This is a genomic window from Stenotrophomonas sp. YJH_SMC_43 (assembly GCF_059372535.1).
In genome coordinates this window covers 436,087-463,076 of record NZ_JCAFVQ010000003.1, presented here as the reverse complement: position 1 = coordinate 463,076, position 26,990 = coordinate 436,087, and the positions used below count along the sequence as shown (strand labels likewise).

Here is a 26,990-nt window from a genome sequence, read left to right as displayed (position 1 = left end):
CCGTGCCGCCCTACGCCGGTCCTCCCGTCGCCTCCCGATCCGGTGATGCCGCCAGCCCCCTGCGGTTGCTGGCCTATCTCGCGTTGGCCATCACGCTGATCGTGCTCGATGACCAGGCCGGCTGGCTGGCGCGCCTGCGCGAGCAGGCCAACAGCCTGGTGCAGCCGGTCTGGGCACTGGCCGGCCTGCCCGGCAAGCTCGGCAACCAGGTCAAGGATTCTGCCGCCAGCCACAGCCAGCTGGTCGCCGAGAACCGCGAACTGCGCAACCAGCTGCTGCTGGCCAACGCGCGCCTGACCCGCCTGCAGACCGCCGCACTGGACAATGCCCAGCTGCGCGAACTGCTGAACGTGGCCGAGCGCAGTGGCCTGGACGTGCAGCTGGCGCCGATCCTGGACATCGACCTTGACCCGGTCAAACAGCGCCTGGTACTCGATGCCGGCAGCCGCGAGGGCGTGCATGTCGGCCAGGCGGTGATCGATGCCGGCGGCCTGATGGGCCAGGTGATCAGCGTCACCGGCGGTACCTCCACCGTGCTGCTGCTGACCGACCCCGACCATGCCGTGCCGGTGACCGTGGCCCGCAACGGCGTGCGCCTGATCGTCTACGGCCGCGGCGACAAGCTGGAACTGCGCGACATCCCGCTCAGCGCCGGCGTGGAAGTGGGCGATGAGATCGTTACCTCCGGCCTCGGCGGTCGTTTCCCGGCCGGCTTCCCGGTCGGCACCATCACCGGCCTGCGCCCGGACGACACCCATGCCTTCCTGGTGGGCGAACTGAAGCCGGCCGCGCAGCTGGACCGCGGCCGCGACGTGCTTCTGCTGCGCCCCGGCGCGGCGATCCGTATTCCGCCGAACCTGCGCCTGCAGATGGAGCAGAGCGCTCCCGGTGGTCCGGCCGATGCCACAGCGCTGCCGACCGGCACCGCGCCTGCAGCGACGCAGCCCAGCCCGGTAGTGCCGGCCGCTGGCCGGCAACAGCCCTCGTCGCAAACGAGGACTGTTGCCCCCGCATCCTCCCTTACCCCCGCGCCTTCGGCGCGCCCCCCTCAACAAGAGGGGGGCTCTCCCCCAGCTGGATCCACGGGAGTGCCGGCCGCTGGCCGGCAACCGACCACGCCGGAGGCCCAGCGATGAGCCGCCTGCGCGACAACCCGTGGGTGCTGCCGGCCAGCCTGGTGGTGGCGCTGCTGCTGGGCCTGCTGCCGTTGCCGGCGCTGCTGCAGCCACTGCGCCCGTACTGGCTGGCGCTGGTGCTGGCGTATTGGGTGATCGAGACACCCGAGCGGGTCGGCCTGGGCATCGCTTTCGCCAGCGGCGTCATCGCCGACCTGCTGTACGGCGGCGTGCTCGGCGAACAGGCGCTGCGGCTGGTGATGCTGGCCTTCATCCTGCAGCGTTTCCGCGCCCGCATCCGCTTCTTCCCGATGTCGCAGCAGATGCTGGCCATCGGCGGCCTGCTGTTCAACGATCGCATCGTCAGCGCCCTGGTGCACATCCTGGTGGGTGAACCCACCCTGCCGTGGTCGTACTGGTGGGCGCCGCTGCTGGGCATGGGCCTGTGGCCGCTGGTGTTCGTGCTGCTGGATGCGGTGCGCTTCGGCAAGCGCGGGCGCTGAGCCATGATCCCGCGCCGCCAGGTCAAGAATCCGCACGCCGAAGCCGAACAGTTCCGCCGCCGCGCGGCGCTGGGTTTCCTGGGCGTGCTGGTCTGCCTGCTGGGACTGGGCGGCTGGTACTTCAAGCTGCAGGTGCTGGACCACGACGTCTACGCCACGCGCTCGGAAGCCAACCGCATCAAGCCGCGGCCGGTAGTGCCCGGGCGCGGCATGATCTACGACCGCAACGGTCGCCTGCTGGCCGAGAACGTGCCGGCGTTCCGCCTGGACGTGACCCCGGACAAGGTCAAGGACATGGACGCCACCCTGGAAGGGCTGGCGAAGATCATCAGCATCAGCCCGGAAGAGCTGGAAGCGTTCAACAAGTCGCGCAAGGCGCGCCGCAAGTTCCTGCCGGTCACGCTGAAGCTGCGCATGAGCGACGAGGAGATGGCGCGCTTCGCCGTCGACCGCTGGCGCTTCCCCGGCGTCGAGCTGGAGCCCTACCTGACCCGGCGCTACCCGTATGGCGACCTGTTCGCGCACATCATCGGCTACGTCGGCCGTGTCGACGACAAGGATCTGGAGATCCTCGGCGAAGGCAACGCCGCGCTGACCCACATCGGCAAGTCCGGCCTGGAGCGCTATTACGAGCAGCAGCTGCGCGGCAAGGTCGGCTACGAGCAGGTCGAGACCAACGTGCAGGGCCGTGCCATCCGCACCATCGGCCGCGTTGCCGCGCAGTCCGGCGCCGACCTGCGGCTGTCGATCGACGCCGACCTGCAGCGCGCCATGGTGGCCGCGTTCGGCGACCAGGAAGGCTCGGCCGTGGCGATGGACCCGCGTACCGGCGAAGTGCTGGCGATGGTCAGCCTGCCGTCGTACGACCCCAACCTGTTCGTCAACGGTATCTCGCATGCCGATTTCAAGGCGCTGAACGACAACCCGTCGCGGCCGCAGTTCAACCGCCTGGTGCTCGGTGGCGTCGCGCCCGGTTCCACGCTCAAGCCGCTGATCGGCCTGGCCGGCCTGGATTCGGGTGTACGCCGCCCGGAAGACAAGGTGTTGTCCACCGGCATGTTCTATCTGCCCGGCACCTCGCGTGGCTGGGGTGACTCGCACCGCGGTGGCCACGGCTGGACCGACCTGCGCAAATCCATCGCGCAGTCGGTCAACACCTACTACTACAAGCTGGCGCTGGACCTGGGCATCGAGCGCTTCGACCATTACATGGAGTACTACGGCTTCGGCCAGCCGACCGGTATCGACCTGACCGGCGAGATCGGCGGCATCCTGCCGTCGCCGGCCTACAAGCGGAAGAGCCGCAAGGAGGCCTGGTATCCGGGCGATACAGTCAACATCAGCATCGGCCAGGGTGACTGGAAGGTCACCCCGCTGCAGCTGGCGCGGGGTGTCAGTGGGCTGGCCAACGGGCAGCTGCGCACGCCCCATCTGGTGATCCAGCAGCGTGCGGGGTTCGACCATGACTGGATGGCGACCGACCCGGGCGAAAGCAAACCGGTCAGCCCGAACCCGAACAATCTGCAGGCGGTGCGCGAAGGCATGATGGCCACCATGCTGCCTGGCGGCAGCGCGGCCCGCATGGCCGCCGGCGCGCCGTATACGATGGCCGGCAAGACCGGTACCGCGCAGGTCGTCAGCCGCAAGGGCACGGCCGCGGTGAATCCGAAGAGCCTGCCGATGCACCTGCGCCACCGCGCGCTGTTCGTCGGTTTCGCGCCGGTCGACCAGCCGGTGATCGCGCTGGCGATCGCGGTGGAGGGCGGCGGCTACGGCGGTGCGGCGGCTGCGCCGATCGCACGCAAGGTGTTCGACGCCTATCTGCTGGGCAAGATGCCTGAAGGCATGCAGCCGCTGGACAGCGAGCGCGGCACCACCGCCATCGGTGCCACCGCGTTCGACAACGAAGATGTGGGCGCGCGCCAGGCCGGTGACCTTGCTGCGGCACAGCTGGGCGAGCACCCGGTGCTGGTCGGCGTGCCCGCGCCGGAACCGGCACCCGCACCGCCGCAGCCGGGGGCGCCGGCTGCGGCCGCGCTGCCGGCCACGCCACGCCCGACCACCGTGGAGCCCGCACGATGAGAGTGTTTCTGCGTTGGGCCGGCGACATGCTGCGTCGCTTCTTCAGCACGCTGGACTGGGTGTTGTGCCTGGCCCTGGGCGCGCTGATGGTGATCGGTCTGGCCACGCTGAAGAGTGCCGGTGGCGATGGCCTGGTGATGGCACAGGGCGCGCGCTTCGCAGTGGGCATGGCCGCGTTGTGGGGCATCTCGCGGGTACCGATCCTGCGGATCCGCTCGGCCACGCCGATGATCTACGCAATCTCGATGATCCCGCTGCTGGCGGTGTTTGTGCTGGGTACCGGCAAATACGGCCGGCAGTGGCTGGACCTGAAATTCTTCTACCTGCAGCCGGCCGAGCTGCTGAAGGTCAGCCTGCCGATGATGGTGGCCTGGTACCTGCACAAGATGCCGTTGCCACCGCGCTTCAACACCGTGCTCGTGGCCCTGGTCATCATCGGCGTACCAACCGGCCTGGTGATGCTGCAGCCGGACTTCGGCACCGGTGTGCTGATCGCCGCCAGCGGCGTGTTCGTGCTGCTGCTGGCAGGCCTGCCGTGGTGGTGGGTCGGCCTGGGCGTGGGCGGCGTGGCCGCGGTTGCGCCGGTGGCCTGGTTCTGGCTGCTGCGGCCGTACCAGAAGGACCGCATCATGATGTTCCTGGACCCGGAGATGGATGCGCTGGGGGCCGGCTGGAACATCATCCAGTCGAAGATCGCGATCGGTTCCGGCGGCTTCGATGGCAAGGGCTGGGGCGAAGGCTCGCAGTCGCACTTGAACTTCATTCCCGAGCAGACCACCGACTTCGCGTTCTCGGTGCTGAGTGAGGAATTCGGCTGGATCGGCGTGGCCACCGTGCTGGCGCTGTACCTTGTGGTGATCGGGCGTTGCCTGTGGATTGCCAGCCAGTCGCGCGATTCGTACTCGCGCCTGCTGGCCGGCGCTACCGGCCTGGCGTTCTTCGTCTATGTACTGGTGAACGGCGGGATGATTTCCGGCCTGCTGCCGGTGGTGGGCGTGCCGATGCCGCTGATCAGCTACGGCGGTACCTCGGCGGTGTCACTGCTGGCCGGCTTCGGGTTGGTGATGGCCGTGCGCAGTCACAACCCGGTGCACGGCGGCTACGGGTAACACCGGCTGCGCAGGACCACTATGACAGCTTCACGCAAGCGCCCGTTGCTACCGTGGCGCGCGTGGAATGGAAACGACTGCTTGGCGGCTGCCGTGAGGCGGTGCGCACGATCGACCTGCCGTTGCTGGTCGCGTTGTTGATCCTGATGGGCGCGGGCCTGGCGGTGCTGCACAGCGTGTCCGGGCCAGTGACCGGGCAGGCGGCGCGCTTTGCCGGTGGCCTGGTGGCGATGTGGCTGCTGTCGCGTGTTTCGCTGCTGCACCTGCGCGCGTGGACACCGGCGTTGTATGCGCTGTCGATGCTGCCGCTGATGGCGGTGTATGTGATCGGCACCGGCAAGTACGGGCAGCGCTGGCTCAACCTTGGCGTCTTCTACCTGCAGCCGTCGGAGCTGCTCAAGATCAGCCTGCCGTTGATGATGGCCTGGTACCTGCACCGGCAGCCGTTGCCGCCCTCGCCACGCACGGTGCTGACGGCCGCAGTGTTGATCGGCGTTCCTGCCGTGCTGATCCTGATGCAGCCGAACCTCGGCACCGCCACCTTGGTCACTGCCAGCGGGGTGTTCGCGTTGTTGCTGGCCGGCCTGCACTGGGGCTGGGTGGCAACGGGCGCGGCGGGGCTGGCGGTGGCCGCACCGCTGGCGTGGTTCGGGCTGTTGCGGCAGTACCAGAAGGATCGCGTACTGACCTTCCTCGACCCGGCGGCAGATCCGCTCGGCACCGGCTGGAACATCCTGCAGTCACGCATCGCGATCGGTTCCGGTGGCTGGCAGGGGCGTGGCTGGGGGCAGGGCACGCAGGCCACGCTGGATTTCCTGCCCGAGTACACCACCGACTTCGCGTTCTCGGTGCTGGCCGAGGAATTCGGCTGGATCGGTGTGGCGACGCTGTTCGCGCTGTACCTGTTCGTGGTCGGACGCTGCCTGTGGATCGCAGTGCACGCACGCGACACGCATGCACGGTTGCTGGCCGGCAGCCTGGGGTTGGCGTTCTTCGTCTATGTACTGGTCAATGGTGGAATGATTTCCGGCCTGCTGCCGGTGGTGGGCATCCCGATGCCGTTGATCAGCTATGGCGGGACATCGGCGGTCTCGTTGCTGGCCGGCATCGGACTGGTGATGGCGGTGCGTGGGCACCGGCCCGTGCACGGGGGATAGGGTTTCCAGCCAACGGCGCAGCCCCTCGTGGATGACCGCGCAAAGCAGTTCATGGGTGGGGCCGGGTAGATGGGCCGCGCAGGGGACGCTGCAAGTACATCCCTGTAAGCTCGGTCGCCGCATCCATGCGGCTCACGCCCCTGCGCAGCCCATCTACCCGGCCACGGACAGGTTCCGTGCGCGTCTCCCACGGAGAAGAAAAAGAAGATCAAAAGCAAAGGCGGCCTGGGGGTCGCTTCATTGCCTTGTGTAGAGCCGATCCATGCTCGGCTCACGAGCAAGCGCAGCGTCGCGATCCGCTTTTGATCTTCTTTTTCTTCTCCGTGGGTGGCAGACCTCCGAAATCTGTCAGAGGCCGGTCGGGTTGGGTACGCGGGGGTGTCAGCCGCATGGATGCGGCTGCCAAGCCTCCAGGGACGGATTCACGGCGTCCCCCGCGTACCCAACCCGACCGGCCCACCCGCGGCTTCTCCTTTCCGCGACCACCCAGGCACCACCCACGAGGGGCTGCGCCGTTGGCTGGAAACTTCCTGACTCTGCGCAACGCCCGTTGTGGAAGCGTTCTCACAACGATGCACGGCAGCACACCCGCTGACCAAAGTCCGGAAAAAACGTTATCTGGTTCACACTTTTACAGCGCGTTGATCCTGATCAATGGACTTGTCGTAATCGGCCTGCACAATGGCGGCCCGTTCGGCACGGCGCGCCGTCAATCGTTGCAGCGCGAGGGGGCGTCGGGCGGGAGCAGTACTGATCCAACGGATACAGGGAGCGCGGGGTACTGCCACTGGGGAGCGGCAGCCGCGCGGGTATCGACCGGATCCGGTTGCCGGTTGCGTCTGCGGGGATGGGGACGCAACCGGCCACCTCTATCTGAATGGGGAAGCGCGATCACGACGCCTTCACATTTCCCGCTGAACGCGGGCAAATCGTTGTGATTCATGGTGTTAGGGGTTTTAATTCATCCATGACCTGCTAACCTGCGACGATGATTCGACGCACTCTGGCCTGCATGCTCACCCTCGGCCTGGTCGCCTGCGCGACCCAGCCGAAGTCCCCACCGTCTTCGCCCCAGGCCAGCAGCACGCCGCGCCAACCCGCCGCCAAGGCCCGTGGCCCGGCCGAGGCCGCGCCCGAAGCCACTGCGGCCACCGCGCCGCCGGTCGATCTCACCCCGGTGCCGTTCGAGGTCGCACGGGCCCGCTTCATTGCCGATACCGCCAAGCGCTATGGCCTGAAGCCGGAGCAGATCAGCAGCGTGCTCGACCAGGCGCAGGTGCGCCAGCCGATCATCGCCGCGATGTCGCGCCCGGCCGAACGGGTCAAGCCGTGGAACGAATACCGGCCGATGTTCATCAGCAAGGCCCGCATCGATGGTGGCCGCGCGTTCCTGGCCCAGCATCGCGCCGAACTGGATCGCGTGCAGCAGCGCACCGGTGTGCCGGCCGAAGTGATCGTGGCGATCATCGGCGTGGAAACCAGCTACGGCAAGAATGCCGGCAGCCATCGCGTGCTCGATGCGCTGTACACGCTGGCCTTCTATTACCCGCGCAGCGGCGACCCGGCCAAGCTGGAACGCGAAGTACGCCGCGAGCTGTTCTTCCGCGATGAGCTGGCCAAGCTGTTCGAGCTGGGCCGCGAAGAAAACCTGGACATCACCACGCTCAAGGGCAGTTATGCCGGTGCGATGGGCATGGGCCAGTTCATGCCGTCCAGCTATCTGGATTACGCAGTGGACGGCAACGGCGACGGCCGTCGCGACCTGTTCACCAGCTACGACGACGTGTTCTCGTCCATCGCCAACTACTTCGTGAAGAAGGGCGGCTGGGTGCGGGGTGGCCAGGTGGCCGTGCCGGCCACGCTGGCACCGGGCCGCGAGGAGTTCAATCCGACCGAATGGATGCCGACCTGGTCGCTGGCCGACCTGGCACAGCGCGGCTACCAGCCCAGCGCTGCAGTGCAGCCGGGTGCCACGGCCACGCCGATCACGCTTGAAGGCAGCACCGGCAAGCAGTACTGGCTGGGCTTCCAGAACTACTACGCGATCACCCGCTACAACCTCTCGAAGATGTACGCGATGGCCGTGTTCCAGTTGTCCCAGGCCATCGCCGGACAGGAGCTGCCCCCGGCATGAACATCAGATGGCTGGTCCCAGGCTTGATCGTTCTCGCGCTGGCTGCCTGCAGCAGCGCGCCGAAGAAGCCGGCCACGGCCGGCCATGGTGGCAAGTCGGGCGGCACCCTGGTGCAGGGGCGCGGCTCGCGCCCGGCACACTGCCCGGAAGGCTCGCCCTATGCTGCGGCCAAGGAAGACCCGAACACGCGCGGCAACTACACCGCCGGCGGGCTGTACAAGCCAGGCGTGCGTGACAGCACCCCGGACTACATTCCCAACGTCGCCTGCATTCCCGAGCCGGAAGTGACCGCCGAAGAGCGTTCGGCCATCGGCAACAAGTCGCCGTACGTGGTGCTGGGCAAGTCGTACAAGGTGCTCGACGACACCCGCAACTATGTCGAGCGCGGTACGGCCTCGTACTACGGCGCCAAGTTCCACGGCCGCCTGACCTCCAACCGCGAGGTCTACGACATGTACCAGTTCACCGCCGCGCACAAGACGCTGCCGCTGCCCAGCTTCGCCCGCGTCACCAACCTGGACAACGGCGAGTCGGTGATCGTGCGCGTCAACGATCGCGGCCCGTTCCATGATGGCCGCGTGGTCGACCTCAGTTATGCCGCCGCGGTGCGGCTGGGCATCACCCAGCGCGGTACCGGCAACGTGGAAGTGCATGCGCTGCAACCGGGCGAGAGCAACCTGCTGGCCCAAAAGCCGTCGCGCCGCGAGCGCCGTGCCGCCGAAACGGCCGCAACCACCGCCGTGGCCAGCGCGCGCCCGACGCCGGCTGCACGCGCCACAGCCGACAGCGACATCGATCGCCTGGTCAAGCGCCTGCCGGGCGACAGCATGCCTGCGCGTGGCCAGCCGGCCACCACCCAGGGCGTGGCCAGCACCGTGCCGGATGTGGCGGTCAGCAGCCTGCCGCCGAGCGCGCCGCCGGTGCGCAGCACGGTGCCCGCTCCGGCTGTCGTGGCCAGCACCACTCCGCGCGCGGTGGCACCGGCACCGGTGCGCAGTGCATCGACCACGCCGGCCGCACCCAGCCTGTCGCAGCAGGTGGTGGGCGCGGTGATGGTGCAGGTCGCCAGCTTCTCCAGCCGCGACAATGCCAACCGCGCGATGGGCCAGCTCAACGCCGCCGGCATCGTCGGCGCGACCATCAGTGACATCGCTGCCGGTGGCCGCACCCTGTTCCGCCTGCGCGTTCCCGCCAGCGACCATGCCAGTGCTGCGGAACTTGCCGGCCGCATCGCCGGTCTGGGCCTGGGTTCGCCGCAGATCGTCAAGGATTGATCCGCCCGGGCCGGTGCTGCCGGCCCATGCTCCCCCGGCCTTACAATGGCCGTTACGTTCCACCCTCCATTCCCGGCCGTCCCCTGGAGCCTGCTGTCCAATGAATTTCCGTTCCGCCGCCACCGCCCTGGCCGCCACCCTGGTGGTGGGCCTGGCTTCCGCCCAGACGCCGCTGCCGACCCCGGCAACGCCGACGCCTGCCGCCGCTGCCGCCCCGGCCACTGTTGCCACTCCGCCGGCGCCCGCGCCCAGCGTGTCCAAGGCCTGGGTGCTGATGGATTACGCCACCGGCCAGGTGCTGGCCGGTGAAAACATCCACGAACAGCTGGCTCCGGCCAGCATCACCAAGGTGATGACGTCCTACGTGATCGCCGCCGAGGTGAAGAACGGCAAGGTCCGTGCGGATGACCAGGTGATGATGAGCGAGCGCGCCTGGCGCGAAGGTGGCGCCGGTACCGATGGCAGCTACAGCGGCTTCCCGGTCAACCAGACCGCGCGCCTGGAAGACATGGAAAAAGGCATGGCGATCCAGTCCGGCAACGACGCCGCGATCGCCCTGGCCGAACACGTGGCTGGCAGCGAGGAAGCCTTTGCTTCGCTGATGAACAGCTATGCCGCCAAGATCGGCATGAAGAATTCGCACTTCGTGAACGCCCATGGCCTGACCGCTCCGGGCCACCATAGCAGCGCCTACGATCTGGCACTGCTGGGCCGCGCGATGGTGCGCGATTACCCGGAAACCTACGCGTACAACAAGATCAAGGAATTCCAGGTCGGCAACATCAAGCAGCCGAACCGCAACCTGCTGCTGTGGCGCGATGGCAGCGTGGACGGCATCAAGACCGGTCACACCTCGGAAGCCGGTTACTGCCTGATGAGCTCGGCCCAGCGTGGTGACCAGCGTCTGGTGGCCGTGGTGCTGGGCGGCCAGTCGGAAAAGCAGCGTGCCGATGACAGCCTGGCGCTGTTGAACTGGGGCTTCCGCTTCTTCGAGACCCACCGCCTGTACGAACCGGGCAAGGCCGTAGCCGAGCACAAGGTCTGGAAGGGCACTACCGACAAGGTGCAGCTGGGCGTGGCGCAACCGATGCTGGTGAGCGTGCCGCGCGGCCGCTACAACGACCTGAAGCCGAGCATCGATGTGCCCAAGACCCTGGAAGCACCGTTCACCGCCGGCCAGCAGATCGGCACCGTGAAGGTGATGCTGGATGGCAAGCTGGTGGCTGAAGCGCCGCTGGTGGCGGTGGCTGCCGTTGAACAGGCCGGCTTCTTCAAGCGCCTGTGGGACAGCTTCTGGATGTGGTGGGAATCGGAATGATCCGCGCCCCGGCGTGGTGAAGGAAAAGGCCGGCGAATGCCGGCCTTTTCGTTCTGTAGAGTCGGGCCGTGCTCGACTGTCGTTGCCATCAACCGGCGTGCCGACCAACGGTCGGCACCTACCTACAGCGACCGGCTGATGGTGAAGCTGCCGAACACCGGTGCTTCGCGCTGGCCGTTGAACTCGCGCGTGCTGTGGTAACGCGCCGCAGCGAACTTCCAGCGTCCGTACATCACGGCCACGCCGTAGCCGCCGTAAGCCACCACATGGCGCTTGTCCACGCTGTGACTGTTGCGGAACGTGTTGCCGTCCAGCGTGATGTCGCGGATCACCCAGGCAGCGTCCGAGGTCGCGAACAGGTGCCAGGACCAGCCATTGGGACGGCCACCGCGGGTCGGCGCCGTGTTCTCGCCGGCCGGGCGCAACGGCGTGCTGCCGAAGTCGTCCGGCAGCTTCCAGCCGAAGCGCACTTCACCGCCGAGGTTGGCCTTGGTTTCCAGGTTGCCGATCGATCCACCGTAGTGGCTGATGGCGTCCCAACCCCAGCCGTCGGCATTGACGCTGGCATCGCCCGGCCAGCGGCGCATGCGCTCGTGGGTCAGCATGAACAGCGGCTCGTTGTGCAGCTGGTTGTCCCAGCCCTTGAATTTCTCGTCGCCCAGCACGTCGTGCACGGCGTTCTGCACCTGCTTGCCCTGTGCCCACGGGCCAACCACGCCCAGCGTCAGCTGGGTGGTCTGCAGGCGGTCGCCGCTGCGCGCATTGAAACCGAAGTTTGCGATCAGTACGCCGGCGTAAGGGCGGTCGTCCTCGATCAGGTCCCTGCGGCTGAAATCGGTCGGGGTGAAGATGCCCTGGCCGATGCTGAAGATCATGTTCTGCTGTTCGAACTTGCCCGGGTGCAGCCCTTCCAGGTACTGGTTCACCCAGCGCGCCATGCGCGGCAGGCAGGGGTCGTCGGTGTAATCGACCAGATTGGGCGAGACCAGGGTCAACAGTGCACCGTTGGTGTAGCCCTGGTCCTGGTGGCGGCCGCCGAACAGGTCATTGTCGACGCGGAAATTGACCTGCGGCGGGTGGTCGCGCATTGCGTCCGGACCACATTGTTCGGCCGCCTGGGCGGCAAGGGGGAGGGCAGCAGCCAGCAGGCCTGACAGCCCGAGGGCTGCAAGGCGGCGTTGGGAAGGGGGGCTCATGTGAGAAGTTGTTTCTGTCTGTCGTTATATGCTGCGACACGGTACTCGCGCGAACGTGATGGAACGAGCGCGTTCGGATCACTTGTCTGTTCCGAAAACGACATTGTCTCGTGAAGACAATCCTGCCCTGTCCTGCGGTGCGCCACGGGGCCGGGGCCAATGCTGAACGGCCGTTCAGCTGCAACGCAGCGACTCACCGGTGCACTGTTTGACGTTGATGAATACTCTTGGGTTTGTTGCCCTGCGGCCCGATAATGGGGGGCATGGAAATCAAGTCCGACAACCCCGACCACGGCTTCCAGTTCCCCGGCCAGTTCGAGCTCAGTGCCATGGGCCCGGCCAACCGCGGCCTGGAACATGAGCTCCCCCGCCTGCTGCTGGCTGCCGGCATCGATGTCGTCAATGAACGCATCAGCTGGAAGCATTCCTCCAACGGCAAGTACGTGTCCGTCCGCATCGTGTTCAAGGCCGAGAGCCGCGAACAGTACGACCTGGCGCACCAGGCGCTGCGCGACCACCCGGAAGTGAAGTGGACGCTGTAGCCGACAGCTGCCCGGCCGAAGCCGCCCCGGAAGACCGCGCGCCGCGTCCGGCGCTGGTCCGCGACCTCGGCCGCCAGGCGTACGAGCCGGTGTGGCGCGCCATGCAGCGCTTCACCGACCAGCGCAGCGAGGCCGACGCCGATGAGCTGTGGGTGGTCGAGCATGACCCGGTATTCACCCTGGGCCAGGCCGGCAAGGACGAGCACGTGCTGGCGCCGGGCGAGATCCCGGTGCTGCACGTGGACCGCGGTGGCCAGGTGACCTATCACGGCCCCGGCCAGCTGGTGGTCTATCCGCTGCTGCGCCTGCCACGGCTGGGCATCGGTGTGCGCGACTACGTATGCCGCATCGAGCAGGCCATCATCGATACCCTGGCCGAGTGGAACATCGGTGCCGAACGCCGCGAGGGCGCCCCGGGCGTCTACGTCGGTGGCGCCAAGATCGCCGCGCTCGGCATCCGCGTGCGCCGCGGCTGCACCTTCCATGGCCTGGCCTTCAATGTGTCGATGGACCTGGAACCTTTCCACCGCATCAACCCCTGTGGCTATCAGGGGTTGCAGGTGACCTCGGTAGTAGACTTGGGCGGGCCCTCCGGGATGGAGGCCGTCAAGCCGGTGCTGCTGGACCACCTGGCCCGCCAGTTCGGCCTGCTGCTGCAGCCCACGCCCGAACTGCCTGATCTTTCTGCGGCCGCCTGACCGCCCCCCGGAACTGCCATGACTGAAACCACCGCCCGTTCCATTCCCCTGCAGATCGTGCAGGGCGACTCTCCGACCGCCGCGCCGTTGCAGGCCGGGGTCAAGCAGCTGGGCGGTGACAAGATCAACCGCTCGCCGGTGCAGTTCGCCGACGCGCCGGTGCTGCGCAAGCCGTCCTGGATCCGCGTGCGCATTCCTTCGGGCAATGCCGTGCAGAACCTGAAGGCCAAGCTGCGCGAGAACCGCCTGGTGACGGTGTGCGAGGAAGCCAGCTGCCCGAACATCCACGAGTGCTTCGGCCACGGCACCGCCACCTTCATGATCCTTGGTGAAGTCTGCACGCGCCGCTGCTCGTTCTGCGACGTGGCCCACGGCCGCCCGAAGCCGCCGGATGCCAACGAGCCGGCCAGCCTCGGCCAGACCGTGGCCGACATGGGCCTGAAGTACGTGGTGGTGACCAGCGTCGACCGTGATGACCTGCGTGACGGCGGTGCCCAGCACTTCGTCGACTGCATCACCGCCATCCGCGAAAAGTCGCCGGGTACCCGCATCGAAGTACTGACCCCGGACTTCCGCGGCAAGGGCCGCATGGAACGTGCGCTGGAGATCCTGGCGCAGAACCCGCCGGATGTGTTCAACCACAACATCGAGACCGTGCCGGATCTGTACCGCAACGTGCGCCCGGGTGCGGACTACCAGTGGTCGCTGAACCTGCTGAAGAACTTCAAGGCGCAGCACCCGGACGTGCCGACCAAGAGCGGCATCATGCTGGGCCTGGGCGAAGACTTCGAACAGATCAAGGCCACCATGCGTGACCTGCGCGCGCACGACGTGGACATGATCACCATCGGCCAGTACCTGCAGCCGACCGCGCACCACCACCCGGTGCTGAAGTACTGGACGCCCGAGGACTACAAGGCGCTGGAAGTCTACGGCTACGAACTGGGCTTCAGCCACGTGGCCTCCGGCCCGATGGTGCGCTCGTCGTACCACGCCGACGTCCAGGCCAAGGGCGCCGGCGTTTCCTGACATCCTGCCGGTGGGTGGGAGCTGCTTCTCCTGTGGGTGCGGACCGTTGGTCCGCACACCTCTGCCTGCCGTAGAGCCGAGCCCATGCTCGGCTGCTTGCTGCCGGCCAGCCGAGCATGGGCTCGGCTCTACATGCATTCACAATTTGCTACACCGGCCCCGCTAGGCTGGTTTTCCACCGAGCGCGGCCGGGTGACAAACCCGGCAACTTTCGGCACTGTCGTGGTGTCTGAACACCACGCAGTCTCCCCCTTGGCAAGGCGCCTTCGAGCACGTCAATGAAATTCAAAGCCCCCGCATTCCTGATGGCCCTGGCGCTGGTTGCGCCGCTGGCGCTGGCGGCCAAGGCCGACTCGCCGGCATTGCCCGCCGCGGCAACCGCCGATCAGGTGACCACCTCCAAGCTGGTGTACGGCCTGTTGTCCGACAGCCGTTACGCCTACCGCCCGCGCGCGCTGGACGAGGCCACCTCCAAGGACGTGTTCAAGCGCTACCTGGAGACGCTGGACGGCGGCAAGCAGTACTTCACCCAGGCCGACGTGGCGCGCTTCGCGCCGTTCGAAGCCAACATCTCCTCGGCCATCCGTGGCGGCGAGCTGGAGCCGGCGTTCCAGGTGTTCGCGGTCTACAAGCAGCGCGTCGGCGAACGTGTGGCCTATGCGCGCAAGCTGCTCAAGCAGGAGCCGGACTTCACCACCGACGAGCGCTTCGAATACGACCGCAAGAAGGTGCCGTGGGCGGCCAGCAGCGCCGAACTGGATGAGCTGTGGCGCAAGTCGGTGAAGAACGACTGGCTGCGCCTGAAGCTGGCCGGCAAGAAGCCGGACGACATCCGCAAGACGCTGGACAAGCGCTACGCGACGCTGGAGAAGTCGGTCAATGAACTGAAGGGCGAAGACGTCTTCCAGTTCTTCATGAATTCGTACACCAGCGCGGTCGATCCGCACACCGATTACTTCACCCCGCGCACCGCCGAGAACTTCAACCAGGCGATGTCGCTGTCGCTGGAAGGCATCGGTGCGCAGCTGCAGCGCCAGGACGACGTGGTGGTGATCCGCGAGATCATCGCCGGTGGTCCGGCTGCGGTGGACGGCACGCTGAAGCCGGGTGACCGTATCGTCGGCGTCGGCCAGGGCAAGTCCGGCCTGGTCGAGGACGTGATCGGCTGGCGCATCGACGATGTCGTGGCCAAGATCCGTGGCGCCAAGGACACCCAGGTCAAGCTGGAATTCATTCCGGCCGCTGAAGGTGCCGACGGCAAGCACCACACCCTGGTGCTGACCCGCCAGAAGGTGCGCCTGGCCGAACAGGCTGCCAAGGGCGAGACCATGACCATTCCGGCCGCCAACGGCGAGCCAGCACGCAAGGTCGGCGTGATCAAGCTGCCGACCTTCTACCAGGACTTCGAAGGCCGTCGCCGCAATGCGGCCGATTACGCTTCGGCCACCCGCGACGTGGCCAAGCTGCTGGCCGGCTTCAAGAACGACAAGCTGGATGGCGTGGTGCTGGATCTGCGCAACAACGGCGGTGGTTCGCTGGACGAAGCCATTGAACTGACCGGCCTGTTCATCGAGCAGGGCCCGGTGGTGCAGGTGCGCGAGTCCGGTGGCCGCGTCACCGTCAACAGCGACCGCAACCAGGGCGTGGCATGGGATGGCCCGCTGGCGGTGCTGATCAACCGCGGCTCGGCCTCGGCCTCGGAGATCTTCGCCGGTGCCATCCAGGATTACGGCCGTGGCCTTGTGATCGGTGAGACCAGCTTCGGCAAGGGCACGGTGCAGAACATCGTCGACCTCGACCGTTGGCCGAGCGGTGAGACCCAGCGTTTCGGTCAGGTCAAGCTGACCATCGCCCAGTTCTTCCGCATCAGCGGCAGCAGCACCCAGCACAAGGGTGTGGTGCCGGACCTGGCCTTCCCGGCCAGCGTCGATGCCACCGAGTTCGGCGAGAGCACCTACGACAACGCGCTGCCGTGGACCCGCATCGCTGCCGTGCCGCACACCCAGTACGGCAACTTCGCGCCGCTGCTGCCGAAGCTGGAAACCCGCCATGACGCGCGCATTGCCGCCGACAAGGAATTCCAGTGGTGGAACGAGGACGTGCAGCAGTTCCGCACCGAGGCCGCGAAGAAGTACATCTCGCTCAACGAGGCCACCCGCCGCGCCGAGCGTGAGCGCCAGGACACCCAGCGCAAGGAGCGCCAGGCAATGCGCAAGGAACTGGGCCTGGCCCTGGACCCGCTGGCCGATGACAGCAACGACGACGGCCTGACGGGCAACGAGCGCGACATCGTCAAGGATGCCGCACGCGAGAAGGCTGCTGAGAAGCGTCCTGACCCGCTGCTGCGCGAGTCGGCCTCGATCCTGGCCGATGCGGTGAACCTGCTGGCCAGCGACCGCCCGCTGTCGGCGCAGGTGCTGCCGCAGTCCACCGGCGCCGGTCGCTGGGCGGACTGAGCCGGCGACGGCATGCGATACCGCAGGGGGGCCGGCATTGCCGGCCCCTTTTCGTTTGGGTGCCTCCGTCCCGGTAGCGCCGGGCCATGCCCGGCGAGCCACATGCCACAAACGACTTAATCCCCTCCGTCCCTTTTTTGTGCATGAACAGGCAGCAACGGGGTGGCGCGGTCATGCCGGTTTCGACCCGCCGCACACGGCCGCAGGACTACCCTTGGCGGTACCGTCCTCGCAGGAGTACCCATGCGGGCCTCCCGTCTTTCCAGTGCTGTTGTGGCGCTTGGCAGTGCCCTGATCCTGTCGGCCTGTGGTGGCCGCACCGCCGACAGTACCCTGCTGCGCGAATCCTTCGACTCCGGCGACACGTTCTCGCGTACCGTCGATGGCCGCCCGGGCGAAGCCTGTGAAGCCGCGCGACGCACCCTGCTCAGCCAGGGCTATGCCATCGCCCGTGCCGATGACGCACAGGTGGAAGGCAACAAGAACTTCCAGCCGCGCGAAGACGACCATGAGCAGCTGGTGCTGCGCATCTCCTGCGCGCCGCGTGGCAACCAGACGCTGGTGTTCGTCAGTGCGGTGCAGGACCGCTATGCGCTGAAGAAGAGCCCGACCTCAGCCAGTGTCGGTGTCGGTGCGCTGGGCTCGGTATCGCTGCCGTTCGGCAGCAACGACGATTCGTTGGTGAAAGTGGCGAGCAGCACGGTCACCGACGCCGATTTCTATCGCCGCTTCTTCCAGCGCCTGCAGCAGTACCTGCCGCCGGCTGCGGGCATGCCATCACCGTTGCCGCCGCCGCCCTCTGCAGTTCCTGAGCCCGCACCCGCCCGCACGGACCAGGGCTGAACGTGCACGGCGGGTTGATGGGCGCGGCCCTGCTGCTGGCGCCCGTGCTGGGCATGGCGGCCACAGCCGCCGACTGTACGCAGGGGCTGCTGCAGCGGCTGGGCTGGCGTTTCGATGAAGCCGCGCTCAGTACGCCGCAGGTCCACGGCGGCGCAGTGTGTACGCGCGCGTCGCTGGCCGAGTCGCAGGCTGCCGGCGACCTGCACGTGCGCTGGCCGGCAGACATGTCTGCTACAGCGCGCCAGGCGTTGCTGCAGCAGCTGCTGGACGATCCGGCCACGGTCTGCGCCTATGCGTTCCAGCTGGGTGCAGCCACGCAACGTGCCGCTACTGCATTGCAGGGCAATCCAGGATTCCGCTTCTCTGGCCTGCAGCTCGGTTGGATTGGCTTCGGCCTGCACGGCGCACAGGCGCAAGGCTGGCAGCGCACGCGAAGTTTCGGCCGTGGTTTCGTGCCCACTGCGAGCAACAGCCAGGCGCTGCAGGCGTTCTACAGCGGCAATGTGCGCGCCGAATGCGGAGTCGGCCGCCAGGTCGCGCAGCTGTCCGCCCAGCGCGAGCTGTATGGCGATGCTGCATTCGACGCCGAATTTGCCGCAGAGGAGTTGTCGATCGGCACGTTCCTCGCCCTGCACGGTACCGACAGCATTCTGCTCGGCGCTCATTCCGGCGATTTCTTCGCCGATGGCAAGGCGGTGCGCACCTCGGCGATGGGGCAACAGGCGTTCGTGGGCGTGCCCGGTTTCATCGAACATGTGTACGACAAGGGCACGCTGGACGACCTGAGCAACCAGGCCGAGAACTTCGTGGTGGTTGACGTGGGCGCGGACGCTGCGCAGGCCCTGGCCACCCACGGCGGCCTGGCCTGGTACGACCAGCGCAATGTCGAACTATGGAAACTCGCGCAGGACATCCCGCGGATCGGCCAGCGCTACTTCGAGCGCCTGCTGTTCGAGCGCGACCCGGACCTTCGTGCACGGCTGGAACCGCGCTACCACGCCACGCTGGCACGCATGGACCAACTGCTGGACGATCCGTTCTACCAGCAGTTCGTGATCTATGTGCATCCACGCGGTATACGTCCCATCGGCTACCACATCGCCCGCCTGCTTGATCGCAACCCACGAACGCCGTTTTCGATCGACCTGGCGGTGCACAATCTGCATACCACGCTCTACCGGCGTTGGCGCGAGGCGCAGCTGCGCCACTGCGCGGCTACCGGCAGGCTAGGCAGCCTGACCCTAGACCCCAACTGAAGGTGAAACAATGGATATTGCAATGATCGGTCTCGGCCGCATGGGCGCCAACATGGCCCAGCGCCTGCATCGCGGCGGCCACCGCGTGGTCGGCTACGACCCGGGCGAAGGCGCCCGCCAGCGCGCCGCCGAGGCCGGCCTGGAGGTGGTTGATTCTCTGGCCGCGGCCGTAGCCGCACTGCCGGTGCCGCGCGTGGTGTGGCTGATGGTGCCGGCTGGCGAAACCGTCGACCAGACCCTGGGCCAGCTGACCCCGCACCTGGCCGAGGGTGACATCGTCATCGACGGCGGCAACTCCAACTACCAGGACTCGATCCGCCGCGCCAAGGCGCTGGCCGAGGACGATCTGGGCTACGTCGACTGCGGCACCAGCGGTGGCGTCTGGGGCCTGCAGGAGGGCTACAGCCTGATGGTCGGTGGCGAAGCGCCGGTGGTGGAGCAGATCGCACCGCTGCTGCGCACGTTGGCACCGGCTGAAGATCGCGGCTGGGCACGTGTCGGTCCGTCTGGCGCCGGCCACTTCACCAAGATGGTCCACAACGGCATCGAATACGGAATGATGCAGGCCTACGCCGAAGGCTTCGCGTTGATGGAGCGCAAGCAGGAGATGGAGCTGGACCTGGCCCAGGTGGCCGAGGTGTGGCGCCACGGCAGCGTGGTGCGCTCGTGGCTGCTGGACCTGAGCACCGAAGCCCTCAAGCGCAATCCGTCGCTGGATGGCATCGCGCCGTACGTGGAGGATTCTGGTGAAGGCCGCTGGACCGTGGCCGAAGCGATCGCACTGGATGTGCCGGCACCGGTGATCACCTTGTCGCTGCTGGAACGCCTGCGCTCGCGTGAATCCAATTCGTTCACCGACCGCCTGCTGTCGGCGATGCGCAATGAATTCGGCGGCCACGCGATCAAGAAGTCGTAAGCACGAAGCCGGGGTCGGAGCCCTTTCCGCAGGAAAGGGCTCCGACCCCATGAGGCCACACGAGCGCATTCCGATCATTTCCACGCCATCCACGCATGGCGTGGATCTACTGTGCCGACCAACGGTCGGCACCCACCAACAGCCGCGGGAAACTGTCGAAGGCGGGGTGGGTCCGGTTGCGGGGGTGTCCGCGGCATGGATGCCGCGGCCAAGCCCCCAGGGAAGGGTTTACGGCGTCCCCCGCAACCGGACCCACCCCGCCATCCCACGGATAGCCGGCTTTTGCTGTTGCTGTTGAGGTTGCCGGCCAGCGGCCGGCACTACCGCTTCGGCAGGTGCAGGGCGCAGCCCTGCCGATCACCCCAACGCGATTCGCCGTCCTTCGCGCGCACTGTCCATGCCGGCCTGCAGCAGCCGCATCAACTGCAATGCCTGCACCGGGCTGACCGTGGCTTCTCCGTCGCCATGCATCGCCGCCGCGAACTGTGCATACAGCCGCCGGTAGTCACCGGGCAGGTTGTCGACCGTCGTGCGCTGCACGTTGTCTTCGGCATCGCAGCGCACCAGCTCACCATGCCGCGGATCGATACCCCAGCCTGGCGCACCGGGTGCCACACCGCGGCGCAGCTGCGCCTCCTGCACGTCCAGGCCGTGCTTGATCCAGCTTGCCTTGCTGCCATGCACGCTGAAGTGCGGCGTCTGCGCCGCCACCAGCGAACCGGAATGGATGATCGCGCGATGCCGCGGGTAGTGCAGCACCGCGTGGAAGTAATCGATGCCGCTGCCACCTTCGCGCTGCACGGCCAGATCGGCATCGACCGCCTCGGGCCAGCCGAACAGCACCAGCATCTGGTCCAGCAGGTGCGGGCCCAGGTCGTACCACAGGCCACTGCCGGGGCCATCCTGTTCGCGCCAGCGGTCGCGTACCTGTGGACGGTAGCGATCGAAGTGCGCATGGCACTCGGCAATGTTGCCGAGCGTCCCGTCCGCAAGCAGCGCCTGCAGCGTGAGGAAGTCGGCATCGAAGCGCCGGTTCTGGAACACGGTGGCGATGCGTCCGGCATCGCGTGCCGCAGCCAATACCGTTTCCGCTTGGGCCACGTCCAGCGCGAACGGCTTGTCGACCAGCACATGCTTGCCCGCAGCCAGTGCCGCGATTGCCAGCGGCGCATGCTGTTCATTCGGCGTGGCGATCACTACGGCATCCACGCCTGGATCGTCGAACACCTCCTGCGGCGTGGAACGCACGTGCACGTCGCTGAACGCGCGCAGCAGCGTGTCGCGCTGCGAGCTCACGATGCTGTGCAGCACCAGGCCCGGCGTGTGCTGGATCAGGGGCGCATGGAAGACGCGGCCGGCAAGGCCGTAGCCGATCAGGGCCAGATGCAGGTCGGGGCGCATGGCAGAGCTCCGGCAGTGGGAAGGGCAGGGTAAACGACCCGCGACGGCAACCCCAAACTGAACCGTTGCCGTTGAATGCGGGTCGATTCACGGCAGCGTGACCGCAGCGCCACGCGTGCTCTACGCCTACTTGTCCAGACTGGCAGCACATTCCGCAGGAGTACGACACGATGAGCAATACGACCCGCACGCTGATTGCCTCGGCCCTTACGCTGGCCCTGGCGCTGTCCTCCTCGGCCGCATTCGCCAAGGATCCGGCCGCGAAGAGTCCCCCCAAGACCGATCATTCGGCAATGACCCACGCCGACCGCCATGATTCCAACGAGCCGGTGACCGACAGCTGGATCACCACCAAGGTGAAGGCTGATCTGCTGGCCAGCAGCAACGTTCCGGGCACGGAGATCAAGGTGGAAACGGTGAACGGCGTGGTCAGCCTCAGTGGCGCCGTGGCGACCCAGGCCGAGAAGGACAAGGCGGTCACCACCGCCAAGGGCATCAAGGGCGTGACCCGCGTCGATGCCGCTGCATTGAAGGTCAGTGCTGCTGCCAAGCGCTGACCCCGGTGGGCGCCCCATGCGGGGCGCCCACTGACCTGTAGAGCCGAGCCATGCTCGGCTGGAATTCCAAGGCAGCCGAGCGTGGGCTCGGCTCTACAGCATCGAATTCCGAACCCGTTCAGCCAACCGCGCTGGAAATTCCAGAGTCGTGACCGCCTGCGCTATATTGCCGGTTCCGCCGCAGTGGGGCCGGTAACGGCAGACGCTTTGCGGCTGTGCTGACGAGGAACTATGGCGCTGGTTTTCAGTGATGACATCTGGGACCGCTGGCGGTTGCCGGCCCTGGCGCTGGCCGCTGCCGCGATCATCGTGGTGCCGTGGTTGACCCTGCGCAAACTGCAGCAGGACAGCGAAGAGGCGATGGCCTGGGTCAACCATACCCAGGCCGTCGGTGTGGCGCTGCAACAGCTGCAGGCCGATGTACGCGATGTCGAATCGGCTGCGCTGACCCTGTCCAAGGGCGTGGACGCACCTGGCCTGCGCGAGCGCATGGCCAAAGCCAATGACCTTCCCGGGCGCCTGGCTGAACTGGGGCGGATGACCCGCGACAATCCTGATCAGCTGATCCGCATCGGCCGCATCGAGTCGATGCTGGAAGGGCGCATGGCGCTTGCCCGCGAACTGGCAAAGTCCGAGCCCAACAGTGATCAGCGCGAGCTGGTGCAGGATCTGAGCACGCGTTATCCGATCCGTGGCCTGGTGGAGGAACTGCAGGCCAGCGAGCAGAAACTGCTGACACAGCGTGCCGAGCAGGCTGCCCGCCAGCGCAAGCAGACCGAGCTGGTATCGTGGAGTTCGCTGGTGATCCAGCTGTCGCTGCTCGGCCTGGTGCTGTGGCTGCTGCAGCGGCAGATTGGTCGACGCCTGCATGCCGAACGGCAGTCGCTGCGCTCGGCCGCACGTGCAGCCTCGGTGCTGCAGACCGTGCGTGAACCGATCGTGCTGCTCGACCGCGACCTGCGCGTGCAGCTGCACAACCCTGCCTTCGCCGAATTGTACGGGCTGCAGGATGAACGCGCCGATGGCCTGTTGCTGGATACTGTCGGCGACGGCGCGTGGAAAGATCCCGTTATGCGCCAGCGACTGTCCGATGTGCTGTTGCGCGGCCGCGAACTGTGGGACTTCGAGCATGAACAGCGCGCTGCCGATGGCATGGTGCGCTACATGCTGCTCAATGCACGGCGCATGCCGCTGCCGGACACCGACGACGAAGTGGTGTTGCTCACGGTCAGCGACGTCACCGTGCAGCGTGCCGTGCAGTTGCGGGTGGAGGAACTGAACCGCCAGCTGGAAGGCAAGGTTGCGCAGGTGTCCGAGGTCAACAGGGAACTGGAAGCCTTCAGCTATTCGGTCTCGCACGATCTGCGCGCGCCGCTGCGCCACGTGGCCGGATTCTCCGACAAGCTGTCGCGCCATCTGGGCGACGCCGCCGATGACAAGAGCCGCCATTACCTGGAGGTGATCTCCAGTTCGGCGCGGCGCATGGCGGCACTGATCGACGACCTGCTGGTCTATTCGCGGCTGGGCCGCGCGGCAATGCGCCAGCAGGCGGTGGACATGCAGTCGCTGGTGGCCGATACCCGTGCCATGCTCGATTCCAATCTGCAGGCCGAGGCCGAGAACAGCGGCCATGCGCACCATGTGGAGTGGAGCATCGCACCGCTGCCGATCGTGGTGGGCGATGAGAACATGATCCGCCAGGTCTGGCTGAACCTGCTCGGCAACGCGGTGAAGTACTCGGGCAACCGCGAACCGGCGAAGATCCGCGTGGACTACCAGCCGCAGCCTGACGGCGGTCATCAGTTCACGGTCAGCGACAATGGTGCAGGCTTTGACATGGCCTACGCCGGCAAGCTGTTTGGTGTCTTCCAGCGCCTGCACAAGGCCAGCGACTACCCGGGTACCGGCATCGGCCTGGCCAGCGTGCGCCGCGTGCTCACCCGTCATGGTGGCCGTATCTGGGCTGAGGCTGAACCGGACGTCGGCGCCACTTTCCACTTCTACCTGCCTCCCGCGACCGATGCGGACAAACAAGGGCCTTCTGCATGACCACTCTGCGCACCATTCTTCTCGCCGAAGACAGCCCGGCTGATGCTGAAATGGCGATCGACGCCCTGGAAGAGGCGCGTCTGGCCAACCCCATCGTGCACGTCGAGGATGGCGTGGAAGTGATGGACTACCTGTTGCGCCGTGGTGCTTTCGCCAACCGTGAGGAAGGCCTGCCGGCGGTGCTGCTGCTGGACATCAAGATGCCGCGCATGGATGGCCTGGAAGTGCTGCGGCAGATCCGCGAGCACGAAGAGCTCAAGCGCCTGCCGGTGGTGATCCTGTCGTCCTCGCGCGAGGAAAGCGACCTGGCCCGCAGCTGGGACATGGGCGTGAACGCCTACGTGGTCAAGCCGGTGGACGTGGACCAGTTCTTCGGCGCGGTGCAGACCCTGGGCAAGTTCTGGGCGTTGATCAACCAGGCACCGGAACTCGAGTGAGCCCATGCCCCTGACCGGTCCCGCCCTCGGGGCGCTGCGCATCCTGCTGGTGGAGGACTCACCGGAAGATGCCGAGCTGATGTCCGAACAGATGCTTGATGCGGGCCTGGAGGCCCGTTTCGAGCGTGTCGAGAGCGAGGCTGAACTGCGCCAGGCACTGGTCGCGTTCCAGCCGGACATCGTGCTGTCCGACCTGAGCATGCCGGGATTCTCCGGTGACGACGCGCTGCGCATCGTGCGCGAAACCTCACCGGAAGTGCCCTTCATCTTCGTCTCCGGCACCATGGGTGAGGAGAACGCGGTGGCGGCGCTGCAGAAGGGCGCCAATGACTACATCATCAAGCACCTGCCGGCGCGCCTGCCGTCGGCAGTGGCGCGTGCGATCCGCGATGCACGCAGCGCGATCGAGCGTGCTCGGGTGGAAACCGAACTGATGCGCGCACAGCGCCTGGAAAGCCTGTCGCTGCTCGCCGCCGGCCTCAGCCACGACCTGCGCAACATCCTGCAGCCGCTGCTGATCATGCCGGACCTGCTGAAGGCGCGAACCGACGATCCGCAGCTGCACCATCTGGCCGATGTCATCGCCGAGTGCGGCCGCCGTGGCCATGAGATGGCCGAATCGATGCTGTCGTTCGTGCGCGGTTCGCGCAAGCCGAGCGAACGCATCGAGATCGATGGCCTGTTCGATGCGGTGGCGCTGCTGTTGCGCAGCAACGTGCCCGATGCGGTGCGCCTGGAACTGCAGGTGCAGGACGAAGGCCTGGTGGTCGACGCCAACTACACCGAACTGCAGCAGGTGATGCTGAACCTGGCGCTCAACGCGATCCAGGCGATGCCCAACGGCGGTCGCCTGAGCCTGACCGCCAGCCATGCCGGCCAGCGCGATGGCGTGGACTGGATGCACATCCGGGTGGCTGACGAAGGGATCGGCATGGATGCGGACACACTGTCGCATCTGTTCAATCCATTCTTCACCACCAAGGCCGATGGCACCGGCCTGGGCCTGATCTCCTGCAAACGCATTGTTGAAGGCGCCGGCGGCAGCATCCACGTCAGCAGCCAGCCGGGGCAGGGCACCTGCTTCGAGCTGCGCCTGCCGATGCACGACGCCATTGATGGCAGTGAGCCGATCGAACAGCTGGTGGCACTGGGCAGTGGCCAGTCGATCCTGGTGGTCGATGGCGAAGCCACGCGCCTGTCGCTGCTGGGCAATGCGCTGTCCAGCCAGGGCTACCAGCTGCAGCTGGCGTCCGACGGCCCGGCTGCGCTGCGCTGGATGCAGCAGGAGGCGTTGCCGGCACTGGTGATCGCCGACGCCGGCTCCAAGCTGCTGCCGGCCAGCCAGCTGTTGGGCGAGATGGCGGCACTGGGCTATCGCGGCCCGGCGCTGGTGCTGGAGGACCCTGCGGTGCCGGTCTCGGCCGATGCATTCCCGGCCGGTGTGGAGGTGCATGTGCTGCGCAAGCCGCTGCAGATGCAGCAGGTCTTCCGCGCGGTGGCCGAAGCGCTGGGTTGATGCCGCTGGAGTTCTGTAGAGCCGAGCCTATGCTCGGCTGCTGTTCGTATTGACCTCGACAGCCGAGCATGGGCCCGGCTTTACCGGACGGTTTCCCAGGGGAACCGCGGGAGGGCGTCCACCGCCTGTTCCAGCCGCCGCGACCAGTTCTGATGGATGTCGGCATACAACGCCGAATCCGCGCCCAGCCGCAGCTGCTGGCCGATGCGCAGCTCGCCGTCGCGCAGCAGCGCAAGATCGATCGGCAGGCCCACCGACAGGTTGGAACGGATGGTGGAGTCCAGCGAGACGATCGCCGTGCGCGCTGCATCCTCCAGGCGCGTGGCCGGGCTGAGGATGCGGTCGAGGATCGGCTTGCCGTACTTGGACTCACCGATCTGCAGGTAGGGCGTCTCCGGCGAGGCGGCGATGGCGTTGCCAAGCGGGTAGATCATGTACAGCCCGGGCCGCTCGCCGGCGATCTGGCCGCCGAAGATCAGCGTGGCCTGGGTGTTGACTCCATCGTGGCCATGTTCGCTGTGGCTGCTGTGCACCTGGCTGTCCACCAGCAGCTGGCCGACGTACTCGGCAGCCTCGAACAGGTGGGTCATGTCGTGCAGGTTGGGCGTGCGTCGTTCACTGGCGTCGCGCCCCAGGCGCGACACCAGCAGCTGGGTGGTGGCCAGGTTGCCAGCCGCCATCAGCACGTAGGCTGCCTGGCCGGGGTACTCGAACACGTGCAGCTTGCGGTGCACGCGCACATCGTCCAGCGAGGCATTGGTCCGGGTGTCGGCAGCGAAGACCAGGCCCTCGTCCACCTCGATTCCAACGCAATAGGTCATGTCGGTGCCCTATCATGTGCGTCCCGGATTGTAGGCAGGCCGCCGTGACGACGGCATGTCCACGCCCCCCCAAGTGCCGTCACCTGAACCGCATGACCACCGTGCTCCTGAGCCTGGGCAGCAACGTCCAGCCCCGCCGCTACCTCCACGCCGCGGTGACGGCCCTGCGCGAGCGCTTCGGCGCGCTGCGGGTGTCGCCGGCCTACCGTACTGCCGCGGTCGGCTTCGACGGCCCGGCCTTCCTCAACAACGCCGTGGCGATCGACACCGACCTGCCGCTCCAGGAACTGGACGACTGGCTGCACGCGCTGGAAGACGCGCACGGCCGCGACCGCAGCGGGCCGCGCTTCTCCGACCGGACCCTGGACATCGACGTGGTGTTCTACGGTGACCTGGTGGTGGAAGGCCCCGGCCACCTGCGCATCCCGCGCCCGGAGCTGAAGCATGCCTTCGTGCTGAAGCCGCTGGCCGACATCGCCCCGGACTTCATCGACCCGGTCAGCGGATTGGACCTGGCCACGCTGTGGCGTGCGCACACGCAGTTTGGCGAAGCGTTCGAGGTGGTCGACCTGGAATGAGGG

The 26,990-nt window shown here is 67.0% G+C and carries 23 protein-coding genes; 20 read left to right on the top strand and 3 right to left on the bottom strand.

Annotated elements, in window-relative coordinates:
• The first annotated feature begins 2 nt into the window (after positions 1-2).
• The 8 genes from mreC to AC5QAH_RS14215 all read left to right on the top strand — a co-directional run bounded on the left by mreC (position 3) and on the right by AC5QAH_RS14215 (position 10,692).
• Entirely contained in the window at positions 3-1,136 is a 1,134-nt protein-coding gene (mreC, locus tag AC5QAH_RS14250; RefSeq protein WP_049452835.1) for a rod shape-determining protein MreC, read from the top strand.
• Positions 1,133-1,618 carry a rod shape-determining protein MreD gene (gene mreD / locus AC5QAH_RS14245; protein ID WP_010481414.1) on the top strand — a complete coding sequence of 162 codons (486 nt, stop codon included), beginning with the start codon at positions 1,133-1,135 and terminating at the stop codon, positions 1,616-1,618. The genes mreC and mreD overlap by 4 nt, the downstream gene beginning before the upstream one ends.
• Before the next feature lie 3 nt (positions 1,619-1,621).
• Complete coding sequence (gene mrdA / locus AC5QAH_RS14240) at positions 1,622-3,700, top strand: penicillin-binding protein 2 (RefSeq protein ID WP_010481416.1); 2,079 nt, start codon at positions 1,622-1,624, stop codon at positions 3,698-3,700.
• The gene (gene rodA, locus AC5QAH_RS14235) at positions 3,697-4,809 is read left to right on the top strand and encodes a rod shape-determining protein RodA (protein ID WP_010481418.1); all 1,113 of its coding nucleotides are present in this window, start codon (positions 3,697-3,699) and stop codon (positions 4,807-4,809) included. The genes mrdA and rodA (AC5QAH_RS14235) overlap by 4 nt, the downstream gene beginning before the upstream one ends.
• 62 nt (positions 4,810-4,871) lie before the next feature.
• Positions 4,872-5,966 carry a rod shape-determining protein RodA gene (rodA, locus tag AC5QAH_RS14230; RefSeq protein WP_193390867.1) on the top strand — a complete coding sequence of 365 codons (1,095 nt, stop codon included), beginning with the start codon at positions 4,872-4,874 and terminating at the stop codon, positions 5,964-5,966.
• Between the two features lie 988 nt (positions 5,967-6,954).
• Positions 6,955-8,100, top strand: coding sequence for a lytic murein transglycosylase B (gene mltB / locus AC5QAH_RS14225; RefSeq protein ID WP_049452831.1), 1,146 nt, complete (start codon positions 6,955-6,957; stop codon positions 8,098-8,100).
• Complete coding sequence (locus AC5QAH_RS14220) at positions 8,097-9,374, top strand: septal ring lytic transglycosylase RlpA family protein (RefSeq protein WP_495232417.1); 1,278 nt, start codon at positions 8,097-8,099, stop codon at positions 9,372-9,374. Before mltB ends, AC5QAH_RS14220 begins: the two co-directional genes overlap by 4 nt.
• Positions 9,375-9,474: 100 nt before the next feature.
• The gene (locus AC5QAH_RS14215) at positions 9,475-10,692 is read left to right on the top strand and encodes a D-alanyl-D-alanine carboxypeptidase family protein (protein ID WP_010480982.1); all 1,218 of its coding nucleotides are present in this window, start codon (positions 9,475-9,477) and stop codon (positions 10,690-10,692) included.
• A gap of 122 nt (positions 10,693-10,814) precedes the next feature.
• Here the strand turns inward: AC5QAH_RS14215 and AC5QAH_RS14210 are convergent, their stop codons facing one another.
• Positions 10,815-11,888: a lipid A deacylase LpxR family protein gene (locus tag AC5QAH_RS14210; RefSeq protein ID WP_029379720.1), complete on the bottom strand. Its 1,074-nt coding sequence runs from the start codon at positions 11,886-11,888 to the stop codon at positions 10,815-10,817.
• Between the two features lie 263 nt (positions 11,889-12,151).
• On the opposite strand from AC5QAH_RS14210, the gene AC5QAH_RS14205 reads away from it, so the two are divergent.
• From AC5QAH_RS14205 to gnd, 7 genes are all read left to right on the top strand, one after another.
• Positions 12,152-12,430, top strand: a complete 279-nt coding sequence (locus tag AC5QAH_RS14205) for a YbeD family protein (protein WP_005411067.1) — start codon at positions 12,152-12,154, stop codon at positions 12,428-12,430.
• Entirely contained in the window at positions 12,418-13,128 is a 711-nt protein-coding gene (gene lipB / locus AC5QAH_RS14200; RefSeq protein ID WP_010480980.1) for a lipoyl(octanoyl) transferase LipB, read from the top strand. Before AC5QAH_RS14205 ends, lipB begins: the two co-directional genes overlap by 13 nt.
• Positions 13,129-13,146: 18 nt before the next feature.
• Entirely contained in the window at positions 13,147-14,157 is a 1,011-nt protein-coding gene (gene lipA, locus AC5QAH_RS14195) for a lipoyl synthase (RefSeq protein WP_010480979.1), read from the top strand.
• Between the two features lie 278 nt (positions 14,158-14,435).
• Positions 14,436-16,613 (top strand): carboxy terminal-processing peptidase, encoded by a 2,178-nt coding sequence (locus AC5QAH_RS14190; RefSeq protein ID WP_010480977.1) that lies wholly within the window; start codon positions 14,436-14,438, stop codon positions 16,611-16,613.
• Between the two features lie 243 nt (positions 16,614-16,856).
• Entirely contained in the window at positions 16,857-17,456 is a 600-nt protein-coding gene (locus AC5QAH_RS14185; protein WP_049452827.1) for a DUF2242 domain-containing protein, read from the top strand.
• Between the two features lie 17 nt (positions 17,457-17,473).
• Positions 17,474-18,712, top strand: coding sequence for a hypothetical protein (locus AC5QAH_RS14180; RefSeq protein ID WP_049452825.1), 1,239 nt, complete (start codon positions 17,474-17,476; stop codon positions 18,710-18,712).
• Positions 18,713-18,722: 10 nt separating this feature from the next.
• Positions 18,723-19,628 carry a phosphogluconate dehydrogenase (NAD(+)-dependent, decarboxylating) gene (gene gnd / locus AC5QAH_RS14175; RefSeq protein WP_043401640.1) on the top strand — a complete coding sequence of 302 codons (906 nt, stop codon included), beginning with the start codon at positions 18,723-18,725 and terminating at the stop codon, positions 19,626-19,628.
• A 357-nt stretch (positions 19,629-19,985) separates the two neighbouring features.
• Here the strand turns inward: gnd and AC5QAH_RS14170 are convergent, their stop codons facing one another.
• Positions 19,986-21,029: an oxidoreductase gene (locus AC5QAH_RS14170; protein WP_125437741.1), complete on the bottom strand. Its 1,044-nt coding sequence runs from the start codon at positions 21,027-21,029 to the stop codon at positions 19,986-19,988.
• Positions 21,030-21,199: 170 nt separating this feature from the next.
• On the opposite strand from AC5QAH_RS14170, the gene AC5QAH_RS14165 reads away from it, so the two are divergent.
• The 4 genes from AC5QAH_RS14165 (at position 21,200) to AC5QAH_RS14150 (ending at position 25,588) form a co-directional block, all read left to right on the top strand.
• Positions 21,200-21,586: a BON domain-containing protein gene (locus tag AC5QAH_RS14165; RefSeq protein WP_010480966.1), complete on the top strand. Its 387-nt coding sequence runs from the start codon at positions 21,200-21,202 to the stop codon at positions 21,584-21,586.
• 231 nt (positions 21,587-21,817) lie between these two features.
• The gene (locus AC5QAH_RS14160) at positions 21,818-23,635 is read left to right on the top strand and encodes a sensor histidine kinase (protein WP_109814550.1); all 1,818 of its coding nucleotides are present in this window, start codon (positions 21,818-21,820) and stop codon (positions 23,633-23,635) included.
• On the top strand, positions 23,632-24,072 hold the full coding sequence (locus AC5QAH_RS14155; RefSeq protein WP_005411057.1) for a response regulator: 441 nt from the start codon (positions 23,632-23,634) through the stop codon (positions 24,070-24,072). Before AC5QAH_RS14160 ends, AC5QAH_RS14155 begins: the two co-directional genes overlap by 4 nt.
• 4 nt (positions 24,073-24,076) lie before the next feature.
• Positions 24,077-25,588: a hybrid sensor histidine kinase/response regulator gene (locus AC5QAH_RS14150; protein WP_010480961.1), complete on the top strand. Its 1,512-nt coding sequence runs from the start codon at positions 24,077-24,079 to the stop codon at positions 25,586-25,588.
• An 80-nt stretch (positions 25,589-25,668) separates the two neighbouring features.
• Here AC5QAH_RS14150 and AC5QAH_RS14145 read toward each other — a convergent pair whose 3' ends face one another.
• The gene (locus AC5QAH_RS14145; RefSeq protein ID WP_049409117.1) at positions 25,669-26,409 is read right to left on the bottom strand and encodes a proteasome-type protease; all 741 of its coding nucleotides are present in this window, start codon (positions 26,407-26,409) and stop codon (positions 25,669-25,671) included.
• Between the two features lie 92 nt (positions 26,410-26,501).
• Between AC5QAH_RS14145 and folK the strand changes: the two genes are divergently transcribed.
• On the top strand, positions 26,502-26,987 hold the full coding sequence (gene folK, locus AC5QAH_RS14140; protein ID WP_010480956.1) for a 2-amino-4-hydroxy-6-hydroxymethyldihydropteridine diphosphokinase: 486 nt from the start codon (positions 26,502-26,504) through the stop codon (positions 26,985-26,987).
• Positions 26,988-26,990: the final 3 nt, after the last annotated feature.